This is a genomic window from Collinsella sp. AM36-4AA, assembly GCF_003467795.1.
Taxonomy (GTDB): Bacteria; Actinomycetota; Coriobacteriia; order Coriobacteriales; family Coriobacteriaceae; genus Collinsella.
The window spans coordinates 16,745-32,713 of sequence record NZ_QSHS01000010.1 but is presented as its reverse complement, the minus strand read 5'-3'; the positions used below and the strand labels follow the sequence as shown (position 1 = coordinate 32,713).

General features: G+C 61.2%; 15 protein-coding genes and 1 other RNA gene. 14 read left to right on the top strand and 2 right to left on the bottom strand.

What is annotated here, in order from left to right; genetic code table 11:
- From DW850_RS10390 to gatB, 4 genes are all read left to right on the top strand, one after another.
- Positions 1 to 238 (top strand): hypothetical protein (locus tag DW850_RS10390; protein WP_233540617.1); only part of this gene is annotated, 238 nt, incomplete at its 5' end.
- 23 nt (positions 239 to 261) lie between these two features.
- Entirely contained in the window at positions 262 to 573 is a 312-nt protein-coding gene (gene gatC / locus DW850_RS04720) for an Asp-tRNA(Asn)/Glu-tRNA(Gln) amidotransferase subunit GatC (RefSeq protein ID WP_117716772.1), read from the top strand.
- Positions 573 to 2,087, top strand: coding sequence for an Asp-tRNA(Asn)/Glu-tRNA(Gln) amidotransferase subunit GatA (gene gatA, locus DW850_RS04715; protein WP_117786393.1), 1,515 nt, complete (start codon positions 573 to 575; stop codon positions 2,085 to 2,087). The genes gatC and gatA overlap by 1 nt, the downstream gene beginning before the upstream one ends.
- Positions 2,087 to 3,763, top strand: coding sequence for an Asp-tRNA(Asn)/Glu-tRNA(Gln) amidotransferase subunit GatB (gene gatB, locus DW850_RS04710; RefSeq protein ID WP_117786392.1), 1,677 nt, complete (start codon positions 2,087 to 2,089; stop codon positions 3,761 to 3,763). Before gatA ends, gatB begins: the two co-directional genes overlap by 1 nt.
- A gap of 224 nt (positions 3,764 to 3,987) precedes the next feature.
- On the opposite strand, the gene DW850_RS04705 is transcribed toward gatB, so the two are convergent.
- The gene (locus tag DW850_RS04705) at positions 3,988 to 4,986 is read right to left on the bottom strand and encodes an AraC family transcriptional regulator (protein ID WP_233539892.1); all 999 of its coding nucleotides are present in this window, start codon (positions 4,984 to 4,986) and stop codon (positions 3,988 to 3,990) included.
- Positions 4,987 to 5,106: 120 nt separating this feature from the next.
- On the opposite strand from DW850_RS04705, the gene DW850_RS04700 reads away from it, so the two are divergent.
- The 6 genes from DW850_RS04700 to DW850_RS04675 all read left to right on the top strand — a co-directional run bounded on the left by DW850_RS04700 (position 5,107) and on the right by DW850_RS04675 (position 12,236).
- Entirely contained in the window at positions 5,107 to 6,933 is a 1,827-nt protein-coding gene (locus tag DW850_RS04700; RefSeq protein WP_199570252.1) for an ABC transporter ATP-binding protein, read from the top strand.
- Entirely contained in the window at positions 6,934 to 8,691 is a 1,758-nt protein-coding gene (locus DW850_RS04695) for an ABC transporter ATP-binding protein (RefSeq protein ID WP_117786390.1), read from the top strand.
- 196 nt (positions 8,692 to 8,887) lie between these two features.
- Positions 8,888 to 9,133, top strand: a complete 246-nt coding sequence (locus DW850_RS04690; RefSeq protein WP_055250999.1) for a DUF6110 family protein — start codon at positions 8,888 to 8,890, stop codon at positions 9,131 to 9,133.
- A 78-nt stretch (positions 9,134 to 9,211) separates the two neighbouring features.
- The gene (locus DW850_RS04685) at positions 9,212 to 11,227 is read left to right on the top strand and encodes a heavy metal translocating P-type ATPase (RefSeq protein ID WP_233540616.1); all 2,016 of its coding nucleotides are present in this window, start codon (positions 9,212 to 9,214) and stop codon (positions 11,225 to 11,227) included.
- Between the two features lie 143 nt (positions 11,228 to 11,370).
- Positions 11,371 to 11,724 (top strand): hypothetical protein, encoded by a 354-nt coding sequence (locus tag DW850_RS04680; protein ID WP_147349589.1) that lies wholly within the window; start codon positions 11,371 to 11,373, stop codon positions 11,722 to 11,724.
- A complete protein-coding gene (locus DW850_RS04675) occupies positions 11,721 to 12,236 on the top strand; it encodes a PIN domain-containing protein (protein WP_147349588.1) in 516 nt (171 codons plus the stop codon). Before DW850_RS04680 ends, DW850_RS04675 begins: the two co-directional genes overlap by 4 nt.
- Positions 12,237 to 12,294: 58 nt before the next feature.
- Here the strand turns inward: DW850_RS04675 and DW850_RS04670 are convergent, their stop codons facing one another.
- Positions 12,295 to 12,729, bottom strand: a complete 435-nt coding sequence (locus tag DW850_RS04670; RefSeq protein WP_117786386.1) for a hypothetical protein — start codon at positions 12,727 to 12,729, stop codon at positions 12,295 to 12,297.
- A 240-nt stretch (positions 12,730 to 12,969) separates the two neighbouring features.
- Between DW850_RS04670 and ssrA the strand changes: the two genes are divergently transcribed.
- The 4 genes from ssrA to rpsI all read left to right on the top strand — a co-directional run bounded on the left by ssrA (position 12,970) and on the right by rpsI (position 15,888).
- Positions 12,970 to 13,333: a transfer-messenger RNA gene (ssrA, locus tag DW850_RS04665) on the top strand.
- A gap of 677 nt (positions 13,334 to 14,010) precedes the next feature.
- The gene (locus DW850_RS04660; RefSeq protein ID WP_117786385.1) at positions 14,011 to 14,889 is read left to right on the top strand and encodes a patatin family protein; all 879 of its coding nucleotides are present in this window, start codon (positions 14,011 to 14,013) and stop codon (positions 14,887 to 14,889) included.
- Positions 14,890 to 15,046: 157 nt separating this feature from the next.
- Positions 15,047 to 15,490 (top strand): 50S ribosomal protein L13, encoded by a 444-nt coding sequence (rplM, locus tag DW850_RS04655; protein ID WP_022094635.1) that lies wholly within the window; start codon positions 15,047 to 15,049, stop codon positions 15,488 to 15,490.
- Between the two features lie 2 nt (positions 15,491 to 15,492).
- Positions 15,493 to 15,888: a 30S ribosomal protein S9 gene (rpsI, locus tag DW850_RS04650; RefSeq protein WP_022094634.1), complete on the top strand. Its 396-nt coding sequence runs from the start codon at positions 15,493 to 15,495 to the stop codon at positions 15,886 to 15,888.
- Positions 15,889 to 15,969: the final 81 nt, after the last annotated feature.

Here is a 15,969-nt window from a genome sequence, read left to right as displayed (position 1 = left end):
CTCGATTTTGGCGAAAAGCATCGAATGTTGTGATGCTTTTGCTGCGGGCGAGACGGTTTTCGCTACGGACGGCGCGGTTTTCGCTACGGACGGCGCGGTTTTCGCTATGGACGGTGCGGTTTCGCTGCAGAACCGCCAGCCCGCAGCCTGCCAGCCCGCCGCCCTCGTTACGTTTTCGCTGCATTTGGGTAAAGCACCTGCTCCAAGCGGCGTTGCCCTGTATACTAGAGCGGTTTAACTGTTATGCGGAAGGGAGCGCCTATGGCACTCAGCGAGAAAGACGTGCGAGGCATCGCCGAGTACGCAAAGATCGCACTGACCGATGACGAGCTCACCCAGATGACGTCCTACATGAACGACGCCGTCCAGATGCTCGAGCCCGTCTTGCAATATGACTTGCCCGACGTGGAGCCCACGTTCCATCCCATCGGAAGCCTGTCCAACGTGATGGGCGATGACCTGCGCGAGCCCGAGCGCGACCTGCCGCTCGACGTCGCGCTCGAAAACGCCGGCAGCGCGCGTGAGCGCTACTTCCGCGTGCCGTCCATTTTGGGAGAGGGGGAGAGCGAGTAATGGCGCAGAGCTTCGATTCCCTTACCGCCGCCCAGATCGCCGCGGGCGTTGCCGCCGGCGACTTTACCGCTACCGAGGTGGCCCAGGCCTCCCTTACCGCCATCGAGGCGCGCGAGGGCGGGGTCCAGGCATTCCTACAGGTGGCGCCCGAGCTTGCGCTCGAGGCCGCTGCGCGCGTGGATGCCGACCGTGCCGCTGGCAAGCCGCTGCCTCCGCTCGCGGGCGTGCCGCTGGCCATCAAGGACAACATGAACCTCGTGGGCACGCGCACCACCTGCGCTTCCCGTATGCTCGAGGACTACCAGAGCGTCTACACCGCTACCTGCGTTCAGCGCATGCTCGACGCCGGCTGCCTGCCCATGGGCAAGGTCAACATGGACGAATTTGCCTTTGGCAGCTCCACCGAGAGCTCGGCGTTCCATCGCACTAACAACCCCTGGGATACCGAGCGCGTGCCCGGCGGCTCCTCGGGCGGCTCCGCTGCCGCCGTCGCCGCGGGCGAGGTCGCGCTCTCGCTGGGCTCGGACACCGGCGGCTCCATTCGCCAGCCGGCGTCGCTGTGCGGCGTGGTGGGCTTTAAGCCCACGTATGGCGCCGTGAGCCGTTACGGCGTGGTTGCCTTCGGCTCGTCGCTCGACCAGGTTGGCCCCTTCGGCCGCACGGTCGAGGATGTCGCGCTGGCCATGAACGCGCTTACCGGTGCGGGCCACGATCCGTATGACTGCACCAGCCAGGACTGTGCCGTCGACTTTACCGAGCATCTCAACGACAGCATCGAGGGCAAGCGCGTGGGCATCATCCCCGCGTTTATGGAGGCCGAGGGCCTGACGCCCGAGGTCAAGGCCGCTGTTCAGCGCGCCGCCCAAGAGCTGCAGAACCAGGGCGCCGAGCTCGTGGAGGTCGACCTGCCGCACCTGGACGCCGCCATCGCTGCCTACTACGTCATCGGCCCGGCCGAGGCGTTCTCCAACCTGGCCCGTTTCGACGGCATTCGCTACGGCTATCAGGAGGAGGGCTGCGCCAACCTGTCCGACCAGAGTTCGCTCTCGCGCGCCCATGGCTTTGGCGCCGAGGCCAAGCGCCGTCAGATGCTCGGCGCCTACCTGCTGAGCTCGGGTGTGTACGACAAGTACTACTATGCCGCGCAGAAGGCCCGCACGCTCATCACGCAGGACTACGACGCCGCGTATGCCAAGGTGGACACCATCCTGATGCCCGCCTCGCCGCGCACGGCCTTTAAGTTTGGCGAGATCAGCGACCCCACGCAGATGTACCTCTCCGACCTGTACACCATCTCGCTCAACATTTGCGGCAACGGCGGTATCTCGGTGCCGCTGGGCCTGGGCGAGGACACTCAGCTGCCCGTTTCTGCCCAGCTGGTGGGTCCGGCGTTTAAGGACCGTCAGCTGCTCACGTTTGCCCGCGCCCTGGAGCGCGGCTTTGCCGATGCCGCCACGGGTGCGCCCGTGCTTTCCGTCGTGCCCGATTTTGCCGGGAAGGGAGGCGAGCTGTAATGAAGGAGCTTTCCGAGGTTCTGCAGGATTGGGAGGCCGTGATCGGCCTGGAGATCCATACCGAGCTCACCGCACTCGATACCAAGATGTTCTGCAACTGCAAGCTCAGCCACGATGACGAGCCCAACGCCAACGTGTGCCCGGTGTGCCTGGGCCTGCCCGGTGCGCTGCCGGTGCCCAACAAGCGCGCCATCGAGAGCATCGTCAAGGCCGGTCTCGCCACCAACTGCGAGATCCAGCGCCACTCGATGTTCTACCGCAAGCACTACTTCTATCCCGATATGGCCAAGAACTTCCAGACCACGCAAGGTCCGGTCGCCTTTGCCATGTACGGCCACCTGGACCTGGACGTGACCGGTCGTGGTGCCGCCGAGCGCCCCGATTGCGCGTTTGGCGAGGCCGAGGCCCAGAGCCTGGCGAGTGCCTCGGCCAACGCCGAGGGCCTGTCCACGTCCATGACGTCGACCATGCGCGAGGGCAACCAGCGCGCCGGCCACCTGGCCAGCTACGACGCGTCCAACCTGCAGATGCCCGAGCGTCGCGAGGACGGTTCCTACACGGTGCCCATCCGCATCCTGCGCATCCACATGGAGGAGGACGCCGCCAAGATGGTCCACGTGGGTGGCGCCGAGGGCCGCATTACCGCCGCGGCCGAGTCGCTCGTCGACTACAACCGCTGCGGCACGCCTTTGATTGAGCTCGTGACTGAGCCTGATCTGCGCACGCCCGAGGAGGCGCGCCTGTTTATGGAGAAGCTCCGTCGCATCTTTGTGACGCTGGGCATTTCGGACTGCTCCATGGAGAAGGGTTCCATGCGCTGCGACGGCAACGTGTCGCTGCGCCGCCGCGGCGAGACCAAGCTGGGCACCAAGACCGAGCTCAAGAACCTTAACTCGTTTAAGAGCCTGCATGACGGCCTTGCCTACGAAATTTGCCGCCAGGCCGAGGTGCTCGAGGAGGGCGGCATTATCTACCAGGAGACCCGCCACTGGGAGCCCAGCCGCAAGCGCACCGTGGTCATGCGTGTGAAGGAAACGGCCGACGACTATCGTCTGTTCCCCGATCCCGATTTGGCGCCGTTTGATTTGGACGACGAGTTTATCGACCGCTGCCGAGGCGAGATCCCCGAGCTGCCCGATGCCAAGCGCGCCCGTTTTGAGGCTGATTTTGGCATTAAGGCGGCCGATGCCGAGCAGATCGCCGGCGACCCGGAGTTTGCCGAGTTCTTTGAGGCCGCCGCTGCCGGCATGGCTGGCAAGGAGGCGCAGACGGTCGCAAACCTGCTGGTCAACGAGATGATCGCCTACCTTAAGGGCGCGGGCGTGTCGCTGGCCGAGTCCGGCATTGTGCCGGTTCAGGTGGCAGCGCTTGCCAAGCTGCTCGCGACCGACGCCATCAGCTCCAACCAGGCGCACGAGGTCTTTGAGGCCATGGCCCAGACCGGCGACGACCCCAACAAGATCGTCGATGAGCGCGGCATGCGCCAGGTGAGCGACGCCGGCGCGCTGCAGCCGATCGTGGACGAGGTACTGGCGAACTGTGCCGATCAGGCGCAGCAGTATCGTGACGGCAACCAGAAGGTCATCGGCTTTTTGGTGGGCCAGTGCATGAAGGCGAGCCGCGGCAAAGGCAACCCGAAGCTCTTCAACGAGTTGCTGAGAACGTCGCTCTCGTAGCTGCGAGGCCGGGGAAGCCCCGAGTCGCCGGGGTATTTCCTCCAAATTTCAAACAGTCCTATGCAAGACGAAGGCCACATTTAGTGGCCTTCTTTGCATGCGGAACTCATTTGGAGCAAACACCCCGGCGACTCGGGGCTTCCCCGGCCAGACGACTCGGCCGTTCGGGTCAGGTGGGCTGGATTGAATTTGGTGAATGAGGGCGCCGATGGCGCCCTCGTTCTTTATATATGTTGGGAGCGCCAAGCGGTGGGGGTGGTGCCGGTGTGTTGCTTGAAGGCTTGGGCGAAGGCGGCCTGCTGAGGGTAGCCTAGACGCTCTGCCACCTGCGCTATCGTGAGCGCGCTATCGGCCAAAAGGTCCTGTGCTCGCTCCATACGGCGTCTGCGAATGTAGGCGCCCAGGGACTCGTCAGTTTGGGCCTTAAAGGTGGCGCATAGCTTGGAGCGGCTTGTGTAGAGCCTCTCGGCCACCTCGTTGATACCCACACGCCTGCCTTTGTCGAGCGCGCGCTCAATCATTGCCGCCGCTTCCTCGGCAATGGTCACGCTGGCGCGTGTGTCTGCCGCCTGCCGCGCCTGCTTGTGGGCCGCGCGCGAACAGGCGAGCTCCGCGACCATGGTCTCCACGATGCCTTGCATATAGACGTGTCCGCCTACGGTGCGGGCGCGGTCCTCGTTAATCCTGCGCAACGTGTGGCAGATGGCAGACGTCGCCTCCTCGTGCCATGGCTCGGCAAACGCCTCAAAGACCCCTGCGAACTCGGTGGGATAGCGGTGCTCCAGTTCGTCAAAATATCCAGGCAAAAAGAGCACCGAGCGCGAGTGATAGAGCCGCCCTGCAAACAGTGGGCTTAACTCCTCGCCACAGTTATCTTGGATAAAGCTGCACACAGCATTGTTTGGCCACGGTCCATGCAGGGGTTTAAGGTTCGCAGGCGTTATGCCGGCTTCGGGCATGCACATGAGCGTGGGCGCGCTGACCTCGCTCACGCACGCGTACGGTTCGGGTGTGTATTCGGCCAGGTACATATCGTGCATCGGGGTAATGAAATGCTCCATAACGATGCAGGCGGGGGAGAGAGGCATGATCCATGCGCGTCCGTGCGCCCGATCGTTTGCCACCTCGCCGGTAAAGACGGCGCCCTTGCCGGTAAGCTCCAGGCCAAACTGCTCAAACTGCGGTGCGTAGAGCTCGGTTATGTCGGTCGCCGCCCGCCGCATTTTCAAAAGCGTCCCCTTCATTTGCGAAAACGTCCACGCCTGGCCCAATTGTGTGCCTTGGCTAACACGCCCATGATAAGTTTCTTACGGTTAACTCTCAAGCCGTTAGAAAGGAATCTCATGGCAAAGGGATCAAAAAAGGAAGGTGGCGGCATCGGCGAGCTACTTGCATATGCTGGTGACCGTAAATTCCTAACGTATTTGGGCATGGCCCTCTCGGCGCTCTCGCAGCTGCTGAGCTTTGGCCCGTACGTGTGCATCTGGCTTGTTGCGCGAGATCTTATCGCCGTGGCGCCCAACTGGAGCGAGGCCGCCAATATCGCGATGTATGGTTGGTGGGCTGTGGGCTTTGCCCTGGCGAGCATTGTGGTCTATTTTGTGGGACTCATGTGCACGCACCTGTCCGCGTTTCGCTGCGCATCCAATATCCGCAAGGCTACGAGCGAGCATCTGCTCAAGTTGCCGCTCGGCTACTTTGACACGCACGCCACCGGTGAGCTGCGCCGTATCGTAGACGGATGCGCTGCCTCCACCGAGACGCTGCTCGCACACATGCTGCCCGATATCGCCGGCGCCACCGCCATGGTCGTGGGCCTGCTCGTGCTGCTTTTCGCCCTCGACTGGCGTTTGGGTGCGGCATGCCTAATCTCGGTCGTCGTTTCGTTTTGCGCCATGGCCACCATGATGAGCGGCAAGGGCGCCGAGTTTATGAAGGCTTACATGGGCGCGCTGGTCAAGATGAACAAGACCGGCACCGAATACGTACGCGGCATCCCCGTGGTCAAGGTCTTCCAGCAGACGGTCTACTCCTTTAAGGCGTTTCACGATGCGATCGCCGAATACGCCGACATGGCGCAAAGCTATGCGGGCACGTTCTGCCGAGGCCCGCAGGTGCTCAACCTTACCGCGCTCAATGGCCTCGTGGCATTTCTTTTGCCCGTGGCGTTGCTGTTGGCGCCGGGCGAGACGGACTTCGCGCACTTTATGGTCAACTTCACGTTTTACGCGATCTTTTCGGCCGTGGTGCCGACGGCCATGACCAAGCTCATGTTTGTGGGCGAGGCGTCTCAGATGAGTGCCGATTCGCTGGCGCGCATCCGAAGCGTTATGGATTCCAAGCAGCTCTCCGTGCCTGCCCAGCCCAAGCACCCTATCGGCAGCGATGTGCGCTTTGAGGATGTAAGCTTTACCTACGAGGGTGCCGAAGCGCCTGCCGTCGATCATGTGAGCTTTAGCGTTCCCGCAGGTAGCACCCTTGCGTTGGTTGGTCCCTCGGGCGGCGGTAAGTCAACCTGCGCAAGCCTGATCCCGCGTTTTTGGGATGTTTCCTCGGGTCGCGTGCTTGTGGGCGGCGTAGACGTTCGCGACATGGATCCGCACGAGCTCATGGACCAGGTCGCCTTTGTGTTTCAGACCAACCAACTGTTCCGGCAAACACTTGCCGATAACGTGCGCGCCTCCAAGCCTACGGCCACTGACGACGAAGTGCGTGCGGCCCTCTCCGCAGCTCAGTGCGACGACATTGTGGCCAAGCTCCCGCAGGGTATTAACACCATGCTCGGTGCTGGAGGGGCATATCTTTCGGGCGGCGAGGTACAGCGCGTGGCACTCGCCCGCGCGATCCTTAAAGACGCACCTATCGTGGTGCTCGATGAGGCCACAGCGTTTGCCGACCCCGAGAACGAGGCGCTCATCCAGCGTGCCTTTAGCAAACTGGCGGCGGGTCGCACAGTCATTATGATCGCGCACCGGCTTTCGACCGTGGTGGGGGCCGACAAGATCGTGGTGCTCAACCAGGGCAGCGTGCAGGAGGCCGGCACCCATGCCGAGCTGCTGTCCCAAAAGGGTCTATACGCCAAGATGTGGGCCGAATACGAACTGGCCGCGAGCTGGAAAATCACTGCAGCGACCGCGGATGCCGCCGTCACGAAGGGAGGCGAGGCATAAATGTTCGCCTCATTCCAAAAGAAGTATTTCCTATCCGATAAAGGCGTCGCCGGCGTAAAACGCGGCATTTTCTGGACCACGCTCACCAATCTCATTACCATGGCCGGCATGGGCTTTTTATTCCTGGTCATGGCCGGCTTTGTCGAGCATCTCGCCAGTGGAGCCGATCTGCCGAGTGCACTGCCTATCGTGGGCGGTCTCCTGGTCTTTTTCGTGATGTTCTTTGCCTCTAACTGGCAGCAGTATTACTACACCTACTGCATCTTTTACGAGGAATGCGGCAAGCAGCGCATGGGGATTGCCGAGCGCTTGCGCAAACTGCCGTTGTCGTTTTTCGGCCGTCGTGATCTGGCCGATCTAACCGAAACCATCATGGGCGACGTTCAGACTATGGAGCATGCCTACAGTCATGTGCTGGGAGAGCTTTGGGGTGCCATCATCGCAAGTGCCATCGTGTTCGTGGCGTCGCTGTTCTTTTGCTGGCAGCTGGCGATTGCGGCGTTTTGGAGCGTGCCCGTGGCCTTTGCCGTGCTGTATCTGACACGCGGGCCCATGACCCCGGTGTTCGACCGCATGCGCGCCGAGAAGGTCAAGGTCACCGAGGCGATCCAGGAGACGCTCGACTGCGTGCGCGAGATCCGCGCCACCAACCAGGAGGCCCATTATCTTGAGGGACTCAACGCCGTGATCGATGCCGAGGAGCGCGAGACCACCAAAGGCGAGCTCGCCAACGGGCTTTTGGTCAACTCCGCCTTTGCCATCCTGCGCCTGGGGATTGCCACCACGTTGGTCACGGGCGCTGCGATGGTCGCCTCCGGCCAGGTCGACTTTTTGGTGATGTTTGCCTTCCTGCTTATGGTGAGCCGTATCTATGCACCCTTTGACCAGGCGTTAATGTTAATGTCCGAGCTGTTTGCCGCCGAGTCGTCTGCCAAGCGCATGCGTTCCATCATGGAAGAGCCTGTGGCGCGGGGTAGCGAGAAATTTGAGCCCGTGGGCCACGATGTGGTGTTCGATCACGTGGCATTTGGCTATGGTGCGGGCGAGGACGGCCGCGCCGGCGAGAAAGTTCTTACCGATGTGAGCTTTACCGCCAAGGAAGGCGAAGTTACGGCGCTGGTCGGTCCTTCGGGTTCCGGTAAGTCCACGGTGAGCCGCCTTGCCGCGCGCTTTTGGGATGCCACCGCGGGCAAGGTTACCGTGGGCGGTGTGGATGTTGCAAGCGTCGATCCCGAGGTACTGCTGCGTGATTACGCCATTGTGTTCCAAGACGTGCTGCTCTTTGACGACACGGTGATGGGAAACATCCGCCTCGGGCGTCGTGATGCCACCGATGAGGAAGTGCTTGCTGCCGCGCGTGCCGCCAACTGCGACGAGTTTGTGAGCCGCATGCCGCAGGGCTATGGCACGATGATTGGCGAGAACGGCTCCAAGCTGTCCGGCGGAGAGCGCCAGCGCATTTCCATCGCCCGCGCGCTGCTCAAAGACGCGCCTATCGTGCTGTTGGACGAGGCGACGGCGAGTTTGGATGTGGAGAACGAGACCGTGGTACAGCAGGCACTCTCCCGTCTGCTTACAGGTAAGACGGTTATCGTTATTGCCCACCGTATGCGTACGGTAGAAAATGCCGACAAAATCGTTGTACTCAAGGATGGTGTGGTTGCCGAGCAGGGCACTCCGGCGCAGCTCAAGGCGGCAGGTGGAGAATTCGCCCGCATGGTGGCGCTGCAAAAGGAAGCAGCTACCTGGCAGCTGTAAGAATGTGACAAAGGGATAGTCCCTTTGTCACATTGACAATCGGTTACTCCGCATCGTTAATTTTCAAAAGGTTAGCCATGGCTGACCTAGATAGTTAGATAGAATTAAGGTATTTCAAAAGTGTGCTCGAGCAAACTTGTTTACTCGAGTGCTGAGGTACCGTGCCGCGTCCAATGCGGCAAAAGGGAGAAGCAACATGAAGAAGTCGACGTTCAATACCCTGCTTGTCGGTGGCGGTTTTCTGCTTGGCACGGCCGGCATCAAGCTGCTTACCAGCGCTCCGGTAAAGAATGCCTGCGTGCAGGGCATTGCGTGCGGCATGCGCATCAAGAACGGCTACCAGGACATGGTCGAGCAGGCCAAGGCCAATGTCGATGACATGGTTGCCGAGGCTGCCTACATCACCCAGAGCGAGGCCGCTGCTGACGAGGCAGCCGAGTAACGCTCCCAGGCACAAACTATGAGATTCTCGATTATTAGCGAGATCCCCGGCAGGACCCGTCTTCAATTGGCGGGTCCTGTGCCAGAGAGCGATCTCGATGCACTTCTTAAGCTTGGCGGCGAAATCGACGGCGTGCGCAAAGTGCGCGTGTATGGCCGCATTGGCCAGATGGCGCTGGAGTACGACGAACAGTGTCGTGCGAGCGTGCTCGACGCCTTGGACGCACTCGATGCTCAAGCTATCGCCGATGCCAAGTCGGGCTACGTGATGCAGCTTGAGCCACGCAAGCACAAACTCGTCATGGATCTTGCCACACTTATCGGCGCCCACTACGCGCGCCGCTGGTTCTTGCCGACGCCCCTGCGTGCGGTGTTTGTCGTGGCCGGTTACATGGCTTTTTTGCGCGCCGCCCTCCACGAGCTCGCGCAACCGCGCCTGACCGTTCCCGTGCTCGACGCTTCGGCCATCGGCATTTCGTTCGTCAAGCGTGATGTTGACACCGCGGGCCAGACGATGTTCCTGCTTAACGTGGGCGAATTGCTCGAGGACTACACGCGCGCCATGAGCGAAAACGAGCTCATCAACTCGCTGCTCGACGTGCCCGATAAGGCGCAAAAAGTGGTCGGTGACACCGAGGTAAGCGTTGCCGCCACCGAGCTTGAGCCTGGCGACTTGGTAGCCGTGCGCACCGGCATGTCCATCTGCATTGACGGCGTGGTCGAGCAGGGGAGCGCCATGGTCAACCAAGCGACCCTGACCGGCGAGCCACTGGCCGTCGAGCGCAGCGTGGGCGACGACGTGTTCGCCGGGACCGTCGTGGAAGACGGCAGCATCTTGGTGCGCGTGCGCACCAACACGGCTCAGACCAAGCTCCGCTCGATCGTCTCGCTCGTGCAGACGGCCGATTCACTCAAATCCGAGGGCCAGTCGCACATGGAAGACCTCGCCAACAAGATCGTCCCGTGGAACTTCTTGCTCGCGGGTCTTGTCGCTCTCACCACGCGTAGCCTCATCAAGACCTCGGCGGCGCTGATGGTCGACTACTCGTGCGCACTCAAGCTCACGGGTTCCGTTGCCGTCATGACCGCTATGAGCGATGCCGCCAAGATGGGCGTTATGGTCAAGGGTGCGAAGTACTTTGAGTCGTTTGCCAAGGCCGACACCATTGTGTTTGATAAGACTGGCACGCTCACCGAGGCGCAGCCGCGCCTGGCTTGCGTGCTGACGACCGACGGCTGGAGCGAGGACGAGGTCCTGCGCCTTTCTGCCTGCCTGGAGGAGCATTTCCCGCATCCGGTGGCGCGTGCCGTGGTCAACGCCGCCCGCGAGCGCGGGCTCGAGCACCGCGAGCGCCATGCTGCGGTCGAGTACATCGTGGCGCATGGTATTGCTTCGTCCATCGAAGGGCGTCGCGCGATTATCGGCTCGGCACACTTTGTGTTTGAGGACGAGAGCGCGCAGCTCGATTCCGACATTAAGGAGCGCATTGAGTCCCAGATGCAGGGCCTGTCGCCGCTGTATCTGGCGGTCGATGGAAAGGTCGTCGGCGTGCTCGGCATCGAGGATCCGCTCAAGGCCGGGGTCCGTGAGGCCATCGCCGACCTGCACGCGTTGGGCGTTAAGCATGCCGTTATGCTCACGGGCGACTCGGAGCGCACGGCCGAGCGCATTGCTCGCGAGGCGGGGGTCGACGAGTTTAAGGCCGAGCTGCTGCCCGAGGACAAGTACGCGTATGTGGAGCGCATTAAGGGCGAGGGGCGCCACGTTGCCATGGTGGGCGACGGTGTCAACGATTCGCCGGCGCTCGGTTTGGCCGACGTGGGCTTGGCGATGGGTGGCGGAAGCGACATCGCCAAGGAGGTTGCCGACATCATCCTGACCGATACGGATCTTGCCGCGATCGTGCGCCTGCGCCGCATGAGTCAGGGCCTCGTTGATCGTCTGACGAGCTCCTACTCTAAGGTGATGCTCACCAACTCAGCGCTCCTGGCGCTGGGCATTACCGGCGCGATTACCCCGCAAGCGTCGTCGCTGCTGCACAACGGCTCGACGATTGCCTACAGCCTGGGCAACGCAAAGGCGTACCTGCGTTAGCAGACGTGTTCGCCCACGTTATCTGGCCTGCGCCCAGACGGCATCGGTGTCGTCTGGGCGCAGGCCTTTTGCGTTTGACCATGTGCTAGCTTCTCTATATAGTGTGGCTAGCAGAGCTAGCAATTGAAGGGGGCGGGATCGACGTGGGTGCTGTTAGCGGCATGGCGCAGGTGAATGTTCGCGTAGATCGCCAGGTCAAGAATCGTGCCGAGGAGGTACTGCGACTTTCGGGCGGGTCACTGCCCGAGCTCATCAAAAAGGTGGTGGCCAAGGTCGCGCAGGGTGGCGGGCAGTGCGAGGAAGTGCTTGCGGCCGTCGACGACCGGCAGCAGACCGTCGCGCACGATACTCCGTTCGCCGCGTCGTGGGCAGCGGCAGACCGGCTTTATGCAGATTTGGGCATCGTTGCGCCGCCCGCATCCGACGATCGCGGTTGGGACGCAATCTATTCCGAAGCCATGGATGAGCATTATCGCCAAAAGGGGATGATCCTGTGAGCGAGGTTCCCCTCAAAATAATGGTGGATGCCAACGTATGGGTTGATTCGTTTTGCGCCGACCATGCCGAGTCGCTTGCCGCACGTGCGTTTATTGGACAGGCGACGGAGACGGGGGCATTGCTGTTCTTTCCGGTGCATATCGCCAAGGACGTGCTGTACGTTGTCCAACACGAGCTGAAGCGTAGCGTTCTTGCCAGCGGGGGAGCGCTCGACGAGGCTTCTGCCCGCGCGATTGGCGATGCGGCGCTGGCGTTTGTTCGGAATATGACCGAAAACGCCACAGCCGTGGGTGCAGATGCGTCGGACCTTTGGCTGGCCGACAAATACTTAGCGCTCCATCGCGATTACGAGGACAACTTGGTACTCGCCGCATGCAAACGCGCGCAGGTCGATTACTTGGTGACCAACGATCGCAAGCTGCTCGAACATGCCGATCTTGCAGCAAAGACCCCGCGCCAAATGATGCCGATTCTTGCTTTGGCCAAACGCGGCAGCGCGGTTATCGGTTGACGCGAACTGTTTGCGGGCCCCTTGGACGACGATGCGCCAAGGGGCCCGCGTCTGCTATTTACAAAAGCTCGGCCTTGATGGTGGGACTTTCTGCGAGCTGCTCGGCTGCCTTTTCGTCGGAGCTGTCGAGTGCTGCCAGGCTGCGGTAGACCCACTCGTTGACCTGGGTGTTCTTGACGCCTGCGGTCTGCATAAGGGCGCCTACCTCGCGGATTGCTGCGAGCAGATCGGCTTTGGGACCCGCGAGCTCGACCTCGATGCCGTGGTAGGCGGCCACGCCGCGGTTCTCACTCACGTGGTCGATAAAGCCCTCGACGGTCTCAAGCTGCTGGGCGAGAGCTGCATCATCGTCAACGTCCAGCGCAACGAGTGCGTTCGATACCGTGAGGGCGGGATGTCCGCAGGGGACAAAGCCCTCGATGACATCCATAGCTTCGGTAATGGTTGAGCCCAGGCCTGCGAGGGCATTGACGAGTTGCTGCTTGGTATCCATAACGGTCCTTTCGACGGGTCAATTTTGCTTGGCGAAAATATACGTGACGCGATCGGTAACAAAAGTGCGAAGTGCGGCGCACATTGGGGTCTTCACAGCTCGTGCATAGAACAGCTGTCCGCTTTCAGAACGTGGTAAGATAACACTCCACAAGCGGGGCTCGCCCCGTATGTTCCTTGAAAAGTCGACGGTTATCGGGTGTTTGCAGGCCCGATACCATCCAGACTTTCCCGACATTCGGGGGGCGACTGGTTTCGACACGATAGCTCTGAGAGAGGAAGCAAGCCGAGGTCTCCTCGCCTCGTTAAACAGGGGTACCGTCAAATTGAATTGACAACAACTCTTCTTTTGAGCCTATGGCTCTCGCTGCTTAATTTATAGCGGCGCGTCAACCCGGTGATTTCCCCGACACCGGCGCGACGTCATCTTAGGGGAATGCTCCTGCGCACGTAATCGGTATGGCGTGGGCTAAGACCGAACCGGTTAGGACGTCACGAGCGTGTCGCTGCGCGCAAGGCGTCCGAGACTAAACCAGCGACTGAGCTTGGAGATGCCAATCAGGGGGCTTTCGTGGACCGGAGTTCGATTCTCCGCGCCTCCACCATAAGTAACAGGCAGGTAGATATTCGTATCTACCTGTCTTTTTATTTCTAGTCCGTACCGCGGAGAATCGAACTCTATGCAGGGCGCGGGCGTTAAGCAAACGCGAAGCGTTTGTAGCCCGCGGGCGAGGGCGGCGGCAGCCGGCCGAAGCCGGTGCGTGTTCGCGAAGCAAACACGCGGATTCTTCGCGCAAAGCCCCAGCCAAAACAGATGTGCTGCCGACGGCATTTCTGCTGGCTGTGCCCCGCGCCGACAGATCCCCTTCATCCGCGGAGAATCGAACTCTGTTTAGGGCGCGGACGTTAAGCAAACGCTACGGCAACGCAGGGTGGGACACGCTTTCCTAACGGCGGCCCAGGCGGAAAATCCATCCCGGAATTCCGGCTCAGACTGGGGTGCAGTTTCCGGATGACGCCTCAAGCGGAAACTGCATCCCGGAATCTTCATTCGGAATGGGATGCAATTTCCAAATGAATGGCTAGCGGAAAGTATATCCCGGAATCCGCGCTCAGAACGGGTCGCGCTTTCCCAACGGCGGTCCAAGCGGAAAGCGCATCCCGTAATCCCGCCTCAAACTGGGACACACTTTCCGCTTCACCTGCCGCCTCGAAAAACCTGCGCGCCCTCCATCCCAAAACTGGGTAGAAGAAAGCCAAAACGCAATCGCAGGAGGTCAATATGACTGCAGAAGATAAGGCAAAGAACGCCGGCAAGGTCGCGCTCGTCTTGGAGGGCGGCAGTTTTCGCGGGCAGTTTACCGCCGGCGTGCTCGACGTTCTCATGGAGGCCGGTGTCGAAATTCCGGCGGTGTACGGCGTATCGGCCGGTGCGCTCAACGGCGTCAACTACAAGTCACACCAGATCGGTCGCGTCAATCGCATCAACCTGACCTTCTGCAATGACAACCGCTACATGGGTGCCGCATCCTTCGCATCCACGGGCTCCATCGTGGGTTACGACTTTATCTTCAACGATATCCAGGACCGCCTGGATCCCTTTGACAACGAGGCGTTCGACGCGAGCCCCATCGAGATGTACGCCGTCGCGACGGACATGCTCTTTGGAACTGCCGCATACCTGCCGGTCAAAAGCGCCGTGCTCGACCTCGACGCCGTGCGTGCCTCGACCTCGTTGCCGCTGGTGACGCCGCCGGTCGAGATTGACGGGCACAAATACGTCGACGGCGGCGTAGCCGATTCGGTTCCTATCGAGCATGTGCTGGAGGAGGCCGGCTTCGAGCGCGCGGTTGTCATTGTCACGCAGGACCGCTCGTACGAGAAAAAGCCCTACGAGTTTATGCCTGCCGCGCGCGCCCGCTATGCCGACTACCCCTACCTGCTCGAGGCTATCGAGACGCGCCACGACCGCTATAACCTCCAGCGCATGCACCTGTGGAAGTATGAGCGCGAGGGCCGCGCGCTGGTCATCGCTCCGCAAAAGCCGGTCGAGGTCGGCCATGTCGAGCATGATCCGGCCAAGCTTCTCGACCTGTATATCCAGGGCCGCCAGGAGGCAAAGCGCTTGCTGGGAGATATCGAGGCATTTGTCGAGCGCTAGCGCTGCAACGTCACGGCTCGTGGATGACATGTGCAGAAACTCTGGTTGGAGCCAAAATACCTGTTGACTCGTACGGCGAGCGGGGTAATATGGACGGGTTACTTGCAGAGCCCCGTGAATCTCTGTAACAACACGTACTGTACATGGAGGAGTCTAAGTGATTTCGAAATCGACTCACTACGCCAAGCAGGGCGAGGTCCAGCGCAACTGGGTTCTCGTCGACGCCGATGGTGCTGTCCTGGGCCGTCTTGCCACCCAGATCGCAATGATCCTGCGCGGTAAGAACAAGCCCCAGTTCACGCCCAACAGCGACTGCGGCGACTTCGTTGTCGTCATCAACGCCGATAAGGTCCAGCTTACCGGTAACAAGGCCGACACGAAGACCTATTATCGCCACAGCGGCTACAACGGCGGCCTCAAGGCTGAGAGCTTCCGCCAGGCTATGGAGAAGCACCCGGAGAAGGTCATCGAGCGCGCCGTTCGCGGCATGCTGCCCAAGACCACCCTCGGCCGTGCCCAGATGACCAAGCTTAAGGTCTACGCTGGTGCCGAGCATCCGCACGCTGCCCAGAACCCCACGAAGATTGAGCTGGAGGCTTAAAGATGGCTGAGAACACCGTTGTCTACCAGGGTACCGGCCGTCGTAAGAACGCCGTCGCCCGCGTCCGTCTCGTCCCCGGCACCGGCAAGGTGACCATCAACAAGCGTGACGCCGAGCAGTATTTCGGCCGTCATCAGCTCGTTGAGAACGCCCTTGCTCCCTTCAAGGTGACCGACACCGCCGGTCAGTTCGACGTCATCGCTCTGTGCGATGGCGGCGGCATCTCCGGTCAGTCCGGCGCTCTGCGCCTGGGCATCGCCCGCGCTCTTCTGAACGCTGGCGACTACCGTGCTGACCTCAAGAAGGCCGGTTTCCTTACGCGCGATGCTCGCGTGGTCGAGCGCAAGAAGTACGGCCTCAAGAAGGCCCGCCGCGCTCCCCAGTTCTCCAAGCGCTAAGGTTTTATCTCCTTACGAGATACAATGTACAAGCGGGGCCTGCCGATTCCTCGGCGGGTCCCGCTTTTCTTTTTCGACTAG

Coding starts and splice junctions, on each gene's coding strand:
- gatC (WP_117716772.1), top strand. CDS start 262: ATGGCACTCAGCGAGAAAGACGTGCGAGGCATCGCCGAGTACGCAAAG.
- gatA (WP_117786393.1), top strand. CDS start 573: ATGGCGCAGAGCTTCGATTCCCTTACCGCCGCCCAGATCGCCGCGGGC.
- gatB (WP_117786392.1), top strand. CDS start 2,087: ATGAAGGAGCTTTCCGAGGTTCTGCAGGATTGGGAGGCCGTGATCGGC.
- DW850_RS04705 (WP_233539892.1), bottom strand. CDS start 4,986: ATGCGGCGGGCGGCGACCGACATAACCGAGCTCTACGCACCGCAGTTT.
- DW850_RS04700 (WP_199570252.1), top strand. CDS start 5,107: ATGGCAAAGGGATCAAAAAAGGAAGGTGGCGGCATCGGCGAGCTACTT.
- DW850_RS04695 (WP_117786390.1), top strand. CDS start 6,934: ATGTTCGCCTCATTCCAAAAGAAGTATTTCCTATCCGATAAAGGCGTC.
- DW850_RS04690 (WP_055250999.1), top strand. CDS start 8,888: ATGAAGAAGTCGACGTTCAATACCCTGCTTGTCGGTGGCGGTTTTCTG.
- DW850_RS04670 (WP_117786386.1), bottom strand. CDS start 12,729: ATGGATACCAAGCAGCAACTCGTCAATGCCCTCGCAGGCCTGGGCTCA.
- DW850_RS04660 (WP_117786385.1), top strand. CDS start 14,011: ATGACTGCAGAAGATAAGGCAAAGAACGCCGGCAAGGTCGCGCTCGTC.
- rpsI (WP_022094634.1), top strand. CDS start 15,493: ATGGCTGAGAACACCGTTGTCTACCAGGGTACCGGCCGTCGTAAGAAC.